The sequence below is a fragment of the Massilia sp. Se16.2.3 genome, assembly GCF_014171595.1.
Classification (GTDB): Bacteria; Pseudomonadota; Gammaproteobacteria; order Burkholderiales; family Burkholderiaceae_D; genus Telluria.
The window spans coordinates 2,495,877-2,510,251 of sequence record NZ_CP050451.1 but is presented as its reverse complement, the minus strand read 5'-3'; the positions used below and the strand labels follow the sequence as shown (position 1 = coordinate 2,510,251).

Here is a 14,375-nt window from a genome sequence, read left to right as displayed (position 1 = left end):
TTGCGATGCCCGGGCGACGTGCCGGTACCTCGCGCCTGCCGTGCCTGGTGCTGCGCCGTAACTGCTGCGAGCCGCGGCGACGGACTGCCCTTGCCAGCGTACCTGTCGTGCCTTGCCGCCTTCTTGACCAGTATCGAACTGCGCGTGCGCACTATTGGGGAACCAAAAGTGGCCGCCCCATACAACAGCTCCCGGATGCGGGCCATGCACGCAAGGCCCCGCGACACGATCCGGTTGCCCTGCCCTGCCACGCCGATGGGAACGAGGCTTCCACGGTCATCATAAGCAGCCCGGCGCCGCAGACAAGCGGCGCGCCAGCGAGCGACGGCGCACTTAAGGCAGCGTTAAGCGCTTTGCGTCAGAACGCGTTCTCTCGCGTCAAAATTACCCGGATTGTCTTCAAAATGATCCACAGGTCCAGCCATACCGACCAGTTGCGCAAATAGTCCAGGTCGTACTGGACGCGTGCTTCCATCTTGTCGAGCGTGGCCGTTTCACCGCGCAAGCCGTTGACCTGGGCCCAGCCGGTGATGCCTGGTTTCACTTTGTGGCGCAACATGTAGCCCTTGATCAGTTTCCGATACTGCTCGTTGTGAGCGACGGCATGGGGCCGCGGTCCGACGATGCTCATGCGACCTTGCAGCACGTTGACGAACTGTGGCAATTCGTCGAGCGAGGTGCGGCGCAGGAAGCGGCCGATGGGCGTCACGCGGCCATCGTCGCGGCGGGCCTGGACGATCTCGTTGCCGTCGTCGAGCACCCGCATCGAGCGGAATTTGTAGACGTGGATTTCTTCTCCGTACAGGCCGTAGCGGCGCTGCGTGAAGATCACCGGCCCTGGCGAACTGGCCTTCACAGCCCCTGCAATCGTCAACATCAGGGGCGCCAGCAAGACCAGGAACACGCTGGACAGCACGATGTCGCAGAGCCGCTTGAGCATGCCGTTCAGGCCCATGAACGGGGTTTCGCAGATGGCGATGACGGGCATGCCGCCGACGTTGTCGAAGCGTGCCTGCATCAGGTCGAACACGTAGACGTCGGGCAGGAAGTACACCGAGGCCGTCGTGTCCTGCAATTCGTCGATCAGGCGGCGGATGCGCGGCTGCGCGGAGATCGGCTGGCTGATGAAAATCAGCTTGATGTTATGGGTCCGCACATAGCTGCTCAACTCCGCGACGGCGCCGAGCACGGGATGGCGCAGGCTGGCGGGATGGCGCACCCTGGCGCGGTCGTCGAAAAAGCCATGCACTTGCATGAACAGGTGCGGATGGCGCGCGCATACGCCGGCGAACTTGACGCCGACATCGTTGGCGCCGACCACGACCACGGAGCGCAGCTCACGGCTGCGATCGGGCGCTCCGGCGGCGCGGCGCACGAGGATATGGCTGCCCAGCAGGGTGGCCGGGGTGGCGATGATCCAGGCCAGCAGCACCCGTTCGTCGTAATAGTATTTCAGCCCGCTGGCCGAGCCGAGGAAGTACAACACCGCAATCGTCACGCACCAGCCGAACAAGGTGTCGCGGGCATAGGCGAACATGCGCCCGCTGCGCCAGGTGCGGTAGGGGTCGATGTGCTGGTAGACCGCCGAGGAGATGAAGAAGGCGAGAATCATCAGCACCAGCGAATAGCCGGAGAACGGTTCCTCGAATGCCATCGACGACAGGTACAGCGACCCCATGATGATCAGGGGATCGAGCACTCGCTGGAAGAACGAGATGAGCGGAATGTCGTTGACCGTCATCGCATGATGCTCAGAACTGTGCGCTCGCGTTGAGGACGACCGTGTTCGACTTGAAGTTGCCGATGCCCAGTACCGCGGAGCCGGTCCGGGCCTGGTGGACATAGGCTGCGGACACGCTCAGCTTGCGCCGCACCGCCCAGCTCGCCTTGAGGGTAGCCGAACGCAGCGTGTCGTCCAGGCCATCCGGGGCGCTGAAGGCGATGCGCTGGTTGTAGTTGCGCCGCTCGTAGACCGCGTCGGCATCAACGCGCAGCTTCGCCGTCGCGTTCCAGGTAGCGCCGGCACTGACGCCCTTGTTCAGGGTGTAGCTGACGATGGAACTCTCGAGCGGAGCGAAATCGCGCCACACGGAACTGCGGTAGGCGAACTTGCCGCGCGGCTCATGCAGCACCGTGATGCGGCCGTTTGCGCCGCTCGTGCGCCCCGGACCGAACGATGGCTGGGTACGCCTGGCATAGCCGGCCAGCGCCTGCAGCGTGGTGGAGCCGCTCGCCTTCCACTCGACCCGTGCCTTGAGCTCGTCCTGGTGGAAATCGTCGGTCAGCGGGCTCGTGGCAAAGGGGCGGCGATTGGCATACCTGCCTTCGATGCGGCGCAACACCAGGCCGACGGCGCTGCCGCTGCGCGCCAGGTAGCGTCCTTCGAGCTCGGCGACCTTCTCGGTGCGGTTGTTGTAGGCCTGCGCGGCCAGCTCGTACTCGAATTTCTCGCGCGAGAACGCGGCATGCGCTTCCCAGCGCGGATGCAGCTTCCACCCTCCTTCGAAAAAGCCGCGGCGTTGCCGCCTCAGGTTGCGCTCGTTGCTGCGGAAATCCGTATAGGGCGCAAGCGTCTGGGCGTAGGTGCTGCCGAGCTGGCCGGAGAAACGCTTGCCGAGTTCCCAGTACCAGGAGGCTTGCAGGTCCTTGCCGTCGTAGTCGAGCTGGCGGAAATGGTCGAATTTCACTTTCGAGAGCTTGCCCACGGCCAGCAGGCGCTGGCGGCGCAGCGTTTTGTCGACCACCGCGCCGAACTCCGCCGTAGTCCAGGAATCGGCGCGCTGGTTGTCGAAAGCGGGCTCGTTTTCCGGAATGCGCAGCAGATTGTCGTCATGTGCCCAGCCAACGCGGCCGTAGACGTCGAGCGAGCTTCCGGGAATGGCCCAGCCCGGCGCCGACAGGATGAGGCCAGCCACCAGTGCAAGCGGATGGGAGCGGTTTCTCGACATGTCGTGGTCTCTCGAAAGGCAATGCAAGCCGGCGTCGGCGATGGTCGGGGCAGCCCGTGAAACGATACTGAAGAAAACTCCCGTCCATGGGCTGTGCTGGATCAAACGGCGCGGACTCCGCAGCCCTGGCTCCCGTCCTGCAACGCGGGACGCGGAAAAACGGCGCAAAGCCGCCGCGCAGTTACTGATGAGACCGGCGAAAAGACGAGCAGTTCCGCCCGGGGACTTGATCGACTACGAGGTGTGGTTCGACGAATATGCTAGGCACACGTCGATAGGGAACATCGCGCGGAGGCGTACATGAGGCCGTCCGGCAGGGCAGGACGCGCCTGCGCCGGGGAGCGCAGGCGATAAAGCGGCGCGCGGGGCAAGGCCGACGCGCCGCCACGACAAGCGATCAGGCGTCGCCGCGCGCGCGGGCTTCGATGCGCTCCCAGCGTTCGAGTGCGTCCATCAACAATTCGTCGATCTCGGCAAAGCGTGCATTGATGCGGCGCGCGTCGGCCGGATTGGTCTTGTAGAAGTCCGGCGCATTGAGCTGCGCGGTAATCGCCGACTGCTCGTCCTCGAGCGAGGCGATGAGCTGGGGCAGCTCTTCCAGTTCGCGCTGTTCCTTGTAGCTCAGCTTTACCTTCTTCACCGCGGCTGCCGCGGCGGCCGGCGCCGCAGGCTCGGCATTCTTCGCCGGGACCGATTTCGCGGACGCAGCCGCCACCTGCGGCGCTTGCGACTTGACGCGCTCCCAGTCGCTGTAGCCGCCCACGTATTCGCGCCACATGCCCTGCCCTTCGGCCACGATCACTTGCGTAACGACATTGTCGAGGAAGGTTCGGTCGTGGCTCACCAGGAACACGGTGCCGGTATAGTCCTCGAGCAGTTCTTCCAGCAGTTCGAGGGTATCGATGTCGAGGTCGTTGGTCGGTTCGTCCAGCACCAGGCAGTTCGCCGGCTTGGCGAACAGACGGGCCAGCAGCAGGCGGTTGCGCTCGCCGCCCGAGAGCGATTTCACCGGCGAACGGGCACGTTCCGGCGCGAACAGGAAGTCGTTCAGGTAAGTCATGACGTGCTTGCGCTGGCCATTGACCTCGACCCAGTCGCTGCCCGGTGAGATGGTATCGGCCAGGCTCGCCTCTTCGTTGAGCTGGGCGCGCATCTGGTCGAAGTAGGCCACGTTCAGCTTGGTACCGAGACGCGTGGTGCCGCTGTCGGCCGTTTCCTCGCCCAGGATGATCTTCAGCAGCGTCGTCTTGCCCGCGCCGTTCGGGCCGATCAGGCCGACCTTGTCGCCACGCATGATCGTGCCGGTGAAGTCGGTGATGATCACTTTTTCGCCGTATGACTTGGACACGTTTTCCAGCTCGGCGACGATCTTGCCGGAGCGTTCGCCCGTGCCGACGTCAAGCTTGATCTGCCCCTGCGTATCGCGGCGCGCGGCGCGCTGCAGGCGCAGCGCCTCCAGGCGGCGGACACGGCCTTCGTCGCGGGTACGGCGCGCCTGCACGCCCTTGCGGATCCAGACTTCTTCCTGGGCCAGGAACTTGTCGAACTTGGCGTTCTCGACTTCCTCGTTCGCCAGCAGTTCGCGCTTGCGCTCCTGGTACGTCGAGAAATTGCCCGGGAACGACAACAGCTTGCCGCGGTCGAGTTCGATGATGCGGGTGGCGACGTTGTCGAGGAAGCTGCGGTCGTGGGTGATGAACAGGACCGAGCCGCGGAAATCGCGCAGCAGCCCTTCCAGCCACAGGATCGACTTGAAATCGAGGTGGTTGGTCGGTTCGTCCAGCAGCAGCACGTCCGGTGCCGACACCAGGGCGACCGCCAGCGCCACGCGCTTCTGCATCCCGCCCGAGAGCGTGCCCATCTTCGCGTCGCGCGCCAGGCCCAGGCGGTCGAGCGTGGTATCGACCTTGTTGTTCAAGTTCCAGCCGTCGGTGGCGTCGAGCTTGACCTGCAACACGTGCATGCGTTCCATCAGCGCCTCGTCGTCGCCCTGGCCGAACTGGCCGGTCAGCGCTTCGTACTCGGCCAGCATCCCTTGCAGTTCGCCCATGCCGGCGGCGACCGCATCGAACACGGTCGACTCCGGATCGAAGCTCGGCTCTTGCTCGACATAGGCGATCTTGATGCCTTGCTGCATGACCAACAGGCCATCGTCGAGCTTGAAGCGCCCGGCGATAATTTTCAGCAGCGAGGACTTGCCGGTGCCGTTACGGCCGATCAAGCCGACCCGTTCGCCGGATTCGAGGGAAAAGTCCGCGTGATCGAGCAGCGCGACGTGGCCGAACGCGAGTTGCGCGGACGAAAGGGAGATGACTGCCATATTCTGTGAGCGGGCCGTTCGCGCGCGCAAGAAGGGGCGCGAGGCGGCGAAAAATTGAAAGAAGCGGCTATTGTACCGATTGCGGCGCCTTCGCTTCCACTGACTTCCAATTATCGGCCTATCCTCGGCTATAATTGCGCTCGGTTCACGATACCGGCCTGCTCAAGCAGGGCCCGCTCGCCGAACCGCACCGTGCCGCCTCGGCGGCCTGCGTCCTCCCCGTAGCACAATGGATAGTGCACATGCCTCCTAAGCGTGGGATACTGGTTCGATTCCAGTCGGGGGGACCACCAGATTTCTTGTCCGTTCTCCTGATGCCGCCTCAGTGGGATGACATGCATCGAGCCGGCTCAAGGCGCCAGCCGCCTCAATTCCACCGCCCATACCCACGGGTCGGCATCCCAGCTTCCGGCCCCATTGATCCGCTCCCACACCTTCCGATAGGCCAGTACCGGGTCGCCGCCGGCGCCCTGGGGATCGATGCCTTCGGCCAGCGCATCGTCCGCACTGATCGCGCGCAGCCGCTCGACCCGCACGCCGACGATCTCGAGCAGGATGCGGCTGGCGGCGCGCGGCATGAAGAGCGCCGGGCGCTGGTGCCAGCGCGGCAGGTCGCCCGCTACCCGCCCGGCCAGCGGGTCGGCGCCGCCGGGTTCGTCGAGCGCGTAACGGTAGCGCTGGCCGCTCGTGCGCGTCTGGTCGATGAAATACCGGGCGTTACCTGCCTTCCCGGCCTTGGGCCGCGTTTCCCAATGGCCGAAGGCGAAATAGGTTTCGCGCACCCACAGCCGGTCGCCGGCCAGGCCGAAGCGATTCCGCGCCATTTCGGGCGCGCATTCCCCTTCCGGCTGCGGGCGCAGCGCGCGGCGCGTCTGGCTCTTGGTGCCGTCGAGCAGCGCGCGCACCATCGCGCCAGAAAACAGGATGCCCCGTTCCTTGATCATCCCTTGCGATGGTTGCCGCTGCATCGTTCTCGCATCAGGCGTGGCGCTTCCAGGGACCGCTGCGCACCATCCAGCGCCGCAGGACATTGCCGGGCTTCGGTTCGCGGAACAGCTTCCACCAGGTTGCGTCGGCGATGCCCCGTCCGGAGGCGAGCTGGAGCACGTCGACATCGCCGCCCGAATTGACCTCGATGGTCTGTGGGCCCTCCTCCGTGAAGGCGATATCCCAGGACTGGTACATGATGCCTGGGAACAGCGGTGCCGCCTGGACGCACAAGTCCTTGGCCTTCTCCCAATCGGGCAGCGTGAAGCCGATGATCTGCTCGCCGGTATCGGGATGCGTCGGGATGGTATCCAACTGGTTCCCCTTCTTGCCGATCACATTCGACACGAGCCCGCTGTCGACCTCGATGGCACCGAGCAGGTTGCCCGACGCCCCGTGCCTGAAATTGTCGATCATGTTCTTGCCTGCTGGAATGCGCAGGACCGCGCGATGGATGATCGGCCCGTCTTCGCCCATGAGCACGACCACCCGCGCCGTCGCCAGCCTGGGGCCGAAGCGTTGCGCAATTTCCGGATGCGGACGCGCCACCGCCTGCAGCACGATCCCCTCGAACGAGCGCCAACGATCGAAATATTTCTCGAGCGGAATCGTATCGCCATTGCGCAGCTGCAGCTTGCCGTCGGCGTAGCCGTCGACCCAGACCGATCCGGCGCCCGCATTGCCGCCGATTGGTTTCATGAAAAACGGGAACGCGGCCTGGGTTTGCAGATATGTCGCGATCTCTTGCACCGAACGTAAAGAGACGGCATCCGGAAAACTCCGCGTTGGATGCGCAACGGCCTTGATTTCAGGAAATGAGAATCCATGGAGACGCAGGATGCTGTAGGTGATCAACTTATCTCGAGTAAGGGCTTGGGAGCGCAGGTCATTATTTGAATTGGTGGCGGTGCCGGAGTTTACGCCTAGAAACTGAACCTTCTCTTCCCATGACATGCCGTCAAGCTTGTACATCCGATATTCTTCCGCCGTCAGCCGATTGGGCGGTCGGCGCAGTTGCGCCATTTCAAGCTTTTGTTTCACACGAGCCTCGCATTGTCGAAGTTGCTATCTTGAATAGATGCGCATCCTAATGCAGCGCGCGTGAACTTGTCTATTGAATCAGGACAGCTGCCGACTACATCAAGGATCACTGGAAATTTCAGTTTCCTTGAATATATTATTCTTTCCTGATAGCCGCCCTTATACACTTAAGCAGAAGCATTGGCGGGTACTGCACGACAATACTAATTGCAGGTAAACTCAGCAATGCATGTGATGATACGGTGCGCGCCCGGTCGAAACAGACATGAAGTAGAGATGCAAACGTCGTGCTTGATCGATAAGGCTTAGCAGCGCCGGCTTATCCAAGGCACTGTCAATATCCATCGTTAATGACAATACTTGTTGATTAGCAGGAGGGGAAGGCTGCATCTAGTACCGCCTTGTCAGATGCTGTCATCCTCTGCCCGGCTTGCTTTATACCGTGCGGACTCTTCCCCCTCGACCCGTAGCCATTCATCGAAGTTCGGTATGCAATATCTGTCGGACCAGTGCACGTGCTGATCGCTTCCGTAATCGTGATAATAGATAGTCGGATTACCGCTCTTATCATTGCCATCAAAGCAAGCAAGTACGACATATCCATCATTAAATAGGCCGCTTTCATCGTTCGCTATAGCAAACGGCACCAAGGGCTTGTCTGGATATCGCTGCAGCATCGCGCCGTAATAGCTCGAACTGCGCGGCACATCCAGAAACAACAATTCCCAGGGGGACAGATCCGGCTGATTTTGCGATAAGGCCAATTCCACATAGCTTTTTGGCAGCGTAAAGTCTTTCGGAAGAATAGACGCATCATAGAGATAAGGCTTGGTCATTCCAGGCTTTCGATGATGGAAACGTGGAGTTTGCGCTGCATTGCGTGCCCCTTTGCACCAGAACTGGCCATCGCGCCCGCCTTCCACAAGGCCGGTCCAGTCCGTTGTTGTGGCAGTCCTGGAAAACGGCTCAGAACAAGGATGATGCAGCTTATGTGCCTTTAGCGCGGACCTCTGCGGCCAAGCCTTCTAATGCCGAAGCCGCCTCTTTCTTTCCTCGCGACTCCAGATATGCCGCGAGCGCCTCAAGATAGACGGCCTCGGCTACCTGTATGGATCGAGGCTCTCCGTCCCAATAAGTGATTTCGACGTGGTTGTCGCCGATGGATCGCCTTTCGACAACTCGTTCGTACTCGTCGAGATCTGAAGCGTAGGTCACGCCGTAGTAGCCGTCATTTCCCATGTATCCATGCCCGCTGCGGGCAAACTCGACTAATTGCTCATCGCTGGGCCAGCCGTAGCCGAATATTTGTGGGAAGATGGATTGCATGTTCAACCCAGTCTCAACGTCGATTGAAACCTGTCTTCAGCAACTGGAACTCTGCGGAAAGATAGTTATAGGCAAGTAGAAATAGGTCAGAACAGCCGTTTTTGTAGAATCGCATTGATCTCACCCGTATCTTCCGGATGCAAGCGAAGGTAGTTCGCGCATGCCTGATCAATAATCGTAGAGCAAGCCGCTTCGGAAATCACCAGTTCGCTGTCAAAAGCGACGAATTTAACGCCTTCAAAGTGCGCTATTGGCTCATTCAGGTCTGGCTCAGGAAACAGGCAATATTCATCGTTAACAATGATGTCTTCCCTATTTACGATACCCTCTATTGCACGAACAAAACGACCTTGTGAGTACATTGAGTTCAGGAACTCCTTAGCCTGATACTCGTCGTCCGTGTGACAATTTAGACTTTCAAACACTTTTTTTGTCTGAGTCACAGCATTCTGCCCAATAAATTTCTTAAAGATGGTACTTAATTTACGCATTGACTATACCTTTTCCAATCCGTCTCCATTGATGAGCTCGCGCTGCACCGGGACCTGCCTTTCGCAAGGCCGCCCTCCTCGATTCCTCATGCTGCCCGGCCAGGACCGATGGGACAGCACTGGGGGGGCGCAGACGACCTATATCGAGTAAGCGCGGATGAACACTATTTCGGATGGAAATTCGTTATCTCGCCGGTTTTTGGATCGATATAGACGCGGAACGTAATCCCTCCCGCCTTGGCATCGTATTGTTGGAGCCCGTTGGCCCTCGCGGCATGATACCCATCAGCAGCGGCTTTCCTTCCCAGATCGAAAATTTTCTGATCCGGGAATACATTCGGATCGTAGACAGTTTTCGTAGGCGGATTTTTCCCTGGACTCTTGTAGACAATATTGCCTAACGCATCCTTTTCTATCGCCCCATTGGGGAGCCGTTTAGGGATCAGATACTCATACGTCGTGATTCCGGGTGGCTGACCAGGGGTCACTTTTGTGATCTTGAGACTGTTGTCCAACACCGCACTGAAGAAAGCGTCGCGATTGTGGGCACCTTTGACGCCAGTTTTCTGATCGAACCCATCAACTGTTTTCAAGTGCTTCGCAATATTAGGCTTGAAAATCACCGCCTTCGCCAGCGCGCTCTTCTCGAACACCGCCTTGACGATCTTGGACACCTTTGCGGCGCCTAAGGTAGCGCCACTACTCGCGACGGCCACTCCCAGCCCATGCGCCAGTATATCGCCTGCCTTATCGAGATCGCCCTCGCACTTGGCGTTCATGATCAGCGAGGCCGAATCCCATACCCCATGAAGCACATCGAGCACTGCGGACCCCATGAACAGGTATCCGAGGCCTGCAAGGCCAATATCCGCAGCCCATCCATATGGCGTTGCCTGTGCCGCGGCCCAGACAGCAAACACGCCGGCCGTGGTGGCGAGCGAGGCCGGGCTCACCATTTCCAATAGCGCGTCGCCCAGTTCACCAGGGAATTTGGCAGCCACCCGCTCCATCACATACTTCAGCTTATCCTGCATGCTCCAGGTCGTCACGGCGCCCGCGGGCTTGCTCGACAGGCCCAGCGGATCGATATTGTCGACCGGGTTATTGTTCGCAAAGGCATACAGGTTGGGCCCGCCCTGCTGTCCGCTCGGGTCCGCCGACAGGTAGCGTCCACTGTCCACGTCGAGGTAGCGGTGGCGGTTGTAGTGCAAGCCGGTTTCGGTGTCGTGATACTGCGCAGAGCCGCGCAGGTTCAGGACGAGCTTGCTGTCGGCGGCGACGATCAGTTCGCCGAACCCGGTCGCCTCGGCGCGCCATACGGTCTTTTTCTGTTCGTCGACCAAGGCGCGCGGTGCGCCGGTATGGTCGGCAACAATGGCAAAGACCTCGGTCTGTTGCGCGCGCCCGGCGCTCTGGGTGCGCTCGGTCGGAATCGCTTGCAGCGCGGCACCGGCAGAACTCCCGCGATGCTGGAGCATGGCGATCGGACGCGCCTGGCCATATTCTTCGAGCCAGACGTACTGGCGGGTGATGTCGATGGCGCCCTTGTCGGGCTCGGCTTCGGCAACCAGTTGGGCGCCGTCGTAGAAGTAATAGACCACCTTGCGCTGGTTGCCGGCATAGCTGATCTTCCTGATGCGTTCGCCGAAGGCGTTATAGGCATACTCGGCCACCGGTTTTCCGGCGCGCGCGACCTTGACCAGGCGCTGCTGGCTGTCCCAGGTATAAGCGGTGTCGCCGATGGCGGTGACGCTGCCTGCGCCGTTGTAGCTGTAACGCCGCTCCTGGCCACCCTGCACGGCCGCGACCAGGCGGTTGCTGTCGGGTGCCACGCGATAGGTCGTGCTGCTGGCGCCGACGATCTGGCTGAGCAGGTTGCCTGCCGGGTCGTAGGCATAACCGCGTGTGCCCGGTTCGTGCTGCGCGCCGGCCTTGCCCATGCCCTGCAGGCGGCCCAGCACGTCGTAGCTCAGGCCCGTGGTTTGCCGCTGGCCCATAGCGGCGACAACGCGGCGCTCGAGCAGGCCGCTGGCCGTGCGCGCCTGGTGTTCTTCCCAGATGCCGGCACTGCCGATATGACGGATCTGGCCGAAGCGGTCCAGCTGGCGCACGTAGCCGACCCCATTGGCCAGCTGGTAGCGCTGGTCGGCGTAGCCGTCGCCGGCTTCGTTCAGACCGGTGAGCAGGGTGGTCTTGCCGAACAGATCCTGCCGGCCGATCGCGGCCAGCAAGCCCGGTTTGGCATGGCCTGCGCCGTTGTAGGTGTAGGTCAGGACCTGCCCGTCGGGCAAGGTCTTTGCCACCAGCTGGCCCACATCGTTGTAGCGATAGGCCGTCGCGAACCGCCTGCCGTCGATCACGCGTGTATGCAGGGTCAAGCGCGTGGCGGCGTCATAGCCGAACAGTTCCTGCCCGCCCGGGTAGCTGATGCTGACCGGACGTCCCTGCGCACCGTAGGCGATAACAGTCCTGCCCTCGCGCGTGCGCTGTTCGACGACGCGCCCGGCCTGGTCGTAGCGATAGCCGATCCTGTTTTCGTCGGTGCTGCCGGCGCCAGTGATTTTTTCAATCAGGCGATCGGCCGCATCCCAGCTGTAGCGGGTGGTGCCGCTGTCCGGACTGCCGATGGCAACGAGCCGCCCGAAATCGTCGTACACATAAGCGGTGCGGTTGCGGCGGCGGTCCTGCACTTCGCTCAGCCGGCGGGCCGGGTCGAAGGCCAGGTCCAGGGCTGCGGGCAGGTAGGGTTCGCGGCCGGCCGTCAGCGTGGCGGCATCGCGTCCCTGCGCGGCCAGACCCAACGAGGCTGTGCCGGCCTGGGTCTCGGCAAGGGCGCGGAACTGGCCTTCTTCCTTGCTGCCGGCGGGCACGAAGCGCGCCAGGTCGCTTTCCTGTGCCACGCTGCCGTCGGGATTGAGCAGGGTGCGCGAGAGCAGCTCGTCTTCCGTGCTCCATTGGAAGCGGATGCGGTTGTTCTGGGCGTCGGCGATGGCGAGCAGCTGGCCACTGGCGGCATAGTCGAAATGGATGCGTTCGCCGGTCGCACTCGTCATGCTGGCGAGCGCGCCCAAGGCCGCATAGGTATAGGACTGCGCCACCCCGGCCTTGACCAGTTTGGTGGCGCGGCCGTCGCGGTCGTATTCGACGCGGTTTTCGACGCCGTCCGGCGTGACGATCACCGTCGGGCGGCCGACATCGCTCACGGCCGCCACCAGCGTGACCTGGTTCCCCGGCGCGGTGACTTTGGCGATATGGTTGCCACGCTTGTCGTAGGCGATCAGCGTGATGTCCGAGTCGAGAGGCGAAGCGCTCTTGCCGTTCGCGAGCGGCCCGTCGATCCGGGTCAACAGGCTGCGGCCATTGATCTTGCTGTAGCCATAGGTGGTGGTGCGGGCAAGCACGGCAGGCGCTTGTCCCGGCAACGGTGCCGGCATCCACCCGCTTTCGCTGACGCTCACGCGCTGGCCGTGGCCGTTGTAGCGAATGCGGGTGACATGCTCCTTGCCCGGTACCACACTCGGTTTGGCAATCAGAGTCGGCAGCATGCCGCTACCCTCGCCATATTCGTAGCGCAACAAGGCCTCTGGCGCCTGGGCAAGCCCGTTGACATAGGCGATGCGCTGCACCCGTAGCGGACGGCCCAGCGCGTCGAACGTGGTCCGGTTTGCCTCGACAGGCTTGCCCTCAGGATCGATGCGGGTGACCTCGCTCAGGCGGCCGCTGGCGTCGTAGCCGTAGCGTGTATTGGCCGGGGCGCAGCCGGCACAGCCTTCGCCGCGCACTTCGAGCAGCCGGTATTGGCCGCCGACGATCGCGTGACGGAGCAGCGTAACGCCGCCCAGACTATTGGTGACCGCGGTGAGGCCGGGTTGTTTGTAGTCGAGCTTGACCGCACCGACGTTGCCGTCGTGACCTGAGTACACGGCGCGCCCATCGGCCGCGTAGGCATAAGTCGCATAGCGGGTCACGGCAGGCTTGGCTGCTCCGCTCGCCGTCTCGATGCTGATACCGGTCAGCAGTGTCGGATTGGCCGGGTCCTCATAATGATAGCGGCGTCCGGTCGCGGCGGCGCCGGGGCTGTCGGGGTAGCCCACGCGCACCAGGTTCGCCAGCAAGGCAGGCGACTGGCCAGCACCCGGCGCCGCGGTGCTGCCGTAGCCGTAGGTGAAGCGGCCGACCGGACTATCGATGGCCTGCACGCCGCGAAAGCCGCGTGTGTTCCCATCCTTGCCGGGATACTGCAGGCGCAGGCTGCGTCCCTGGGGATCGGTTACCTTCAGCAAGCGGCCACGGCCGTCGTGCTGCAGGGTGACGAATTCGCCGCTGGGGGCCAGGATTTGCACCAGCTTGCCTGCACTGTCGAAGCTCAGTTCACGCCCATCCGCCCAGCGCCAGCGGTATTCGTCGCCGCGTGCGGTGCGCACGACGTCGACCACGCCGTCGGCTGGATTGCCGCTCTCGCACAAGCTCGGCCGGCGACGGTCGCGACTGAAGATGACGCGGGTACCGTCGGCCTGGACGATCTGCAAGGAAGTCGGGCTCGCGTGCAGTTCGGTTTCGTAAGACAACTTCCAACCACGTCCCACCAGGTTGGTCGAGTGGTTCGGCTGACTGAAGGCGCTGTTGTAGTGCCGCACGATCTCCAAGCCCAATACCCCGGGCAGTGGCGCCATGTCCACTTCACGCTGGTACTTGTTGCCCGTGATGACGTTGATTGGATTACCGGCCCCGACAGTGACAGGCGAAGCCGCAGCCAGGCTGGCCGGTCCGCCGGCGCCACAAACCGCTCCGCCCTTTCCGGGTCCGCACGAAGGCGGGACAGTCGGCGTCCCGGGCACGCAACTCATTCCGGGCCCACACGGTGTCGGATCGCCAAACCCCGGGATTCCCGCATGTGCGACACCGAGTGTCAGAAAAATTGCCACTGCAACATGCGCGAAGTAAGCCTGAATCTTCATGTCGATAATCTAAAAATCGTACTGGCCGGCCTGGAGGCGCGTCGTTGCCAGGAAGCCGTTTTATTGGGAAACCTTGATGGTCGTTATTTGCGCTAAAAAACCGGTGCTGAAGACGAATCCCTCCTGCGTCAAGCAGCCCGACTTCCGCCAAGTCGAATAAAGTTGTGCAAAATATCACAACTTGCCAGAAATGTTAACTGGAAGTTAAGAAAATCGCGTGCCGGAGCTTACCGCTGATCGCTAAGGTGCCAAGTTCATGCTGGAAGCATGACCAGGCATGTCGCGCCGTGTTCCAGAGGCCTTT

9 protein-coding genes and 1 tRNA gene are annotated in these 14,375 nt (G+C 62.0%); 1 reads left to right on the top strand and 9 read right to left on the bottom strand.

Annotated features, from left to right (window positions below):
• Window positions 1-358: 358 nt before the first annotated feature.
• The 3 genes from G4G31_RS11485 to G4G31_RS11475 form a co-directional block, all read right to left on the bottom strand.
• The gene (locus G4G31_RS11485) at window positions 359-1,741 is read right to left on the bottom strand and encodes an undecaprenyl-phosphate glucose phosphotransferase (RefSeq protein ID WP_182991514.1); all 1,383 of its coding nucleotides are present in this window, start codon (window positions 1,739-1,741) and stop codon (window positions 359-361) included.
• A 10-nt stretch (window positions 1,742-1,751) separates the two neighbouring features.
• On the bottom strand, window positions 1,752-2,948 hold the full coding sequence (gene epsL / locus G4G31_RS11480; RefSeq protein ID WP_182991513.1) for an XrtB/PEP-CTERM-associated polysaccharide biosynthesis outer membrane protein EpsL: 1,197 nt from the start codon (window positions 2,946-2,948) through the stop codon (window positions 1,752-1,754).
• Window positions 2,949-3,345: 397 nt separating this feature from the next.
• Window positions 3,346-5,268 (bottom strand): ATP-binding cassette domain-containing protein, encoded by a 1,923-nt coding sequence (locus tag G4G31_RS11475; RefSeq protein ID WP_182991512.1) that lies wholly within the window; start codon window positions 5,266-5,268, stop codon window positions 3,346-3,348.
• A 215-nt stretch (window positions 5,269-5,483) separates the two neighbouring features.
• Here G4G31_RS11475 and G4G31_RS11470 point away from each other — a divergent pair.
• Window positions 5,484-5,558 (top strand) — tRNA-Arg (locus G4G31_RS11470).
• 60 nt (window positions 5,559-5,618) lie between these two features.
• On the opposite strand, the gene G4G31_RS11465 is transcribed toward G4G31_RS11470, so the two are convergent.
• From G4G31_RS11465 to G4G31_RS11440, 6 genes are all read right to left on the bottom strand, one after another.
• Window positions 5,619-6,236 (bottom strand): hypothetical protein, encoded by a 618-nt coding sequence (locus G4G31_RS11465; RefSeq protein WP_229425535.1) that lies wholly within the window; start codon window positions 6,234-6,236, stop codon window positions 5,619-5,621.
• A 10-nt stretch (window positions 6,237-6,246) separates the two neighbouring features.
• Entirely contained in the window at window positions 6,247-7,296 is a 1,050-nt protein-coding gene (locus tag G4G31_RS11460; protein WP_182991511.1) for a sugar-transfer associated ATP-grasp domain-containing protein, read from the bottom strand.
• A gap of 404 nt (window positions 7,297-7,700) precedes the next feature.
• Window positions 7,701-8,219: an SMI1/KNR4 family protein gene (locus tag G4G31_RS11455; RefSeq protein WP_182991510.1), complete on the bottom strand. Its 519-nt coding sequence runs from the start codon at window positions 8,217-8,219 to the stop codon at window positions 7,701-7,703.
• A gap of 64 nt (window positions 8,220-8,283) precedes the next feature.
• Window positions 8,284-8,622, bottom strand: coding sequence for a hypothetical protein (locus tag G4G31_RS11450; RefSeq protein WP_182991509.1), 339 nt, complete (start codon window positions 8,620-8,622; stop codon window positions 8,284-8,286).
• Between the two features lie 86 nt (window positions 8,623-8,708).
• Complete coding sequence (gene cdiI / locus G4G31_RS11445; protein WP_182991508.1) at window positions 8,709-9,113, bottom strand: ribonuclease toxin immunity protein CdiI; 405 nt, start codon at window positions 9,111-9,113, stop codon at window positions 8,709-8,711.
• A 164-nt stretch (window positions 9,114-9,277) separates the two neighbouring features.
• A complete protein-coding gene (locus tag G4G31_RS11440) occupies window positions 9,278-14,071 on the bottom strand; it encodes an RHS repeat-associated core domain-containing protein (RefSeq protein WP_182991507.1) in 4,794 nt (1,597 codons plus the stop codon).
• Window positions 14,072-14,375 lie beyond the last annotated feature (304 nt).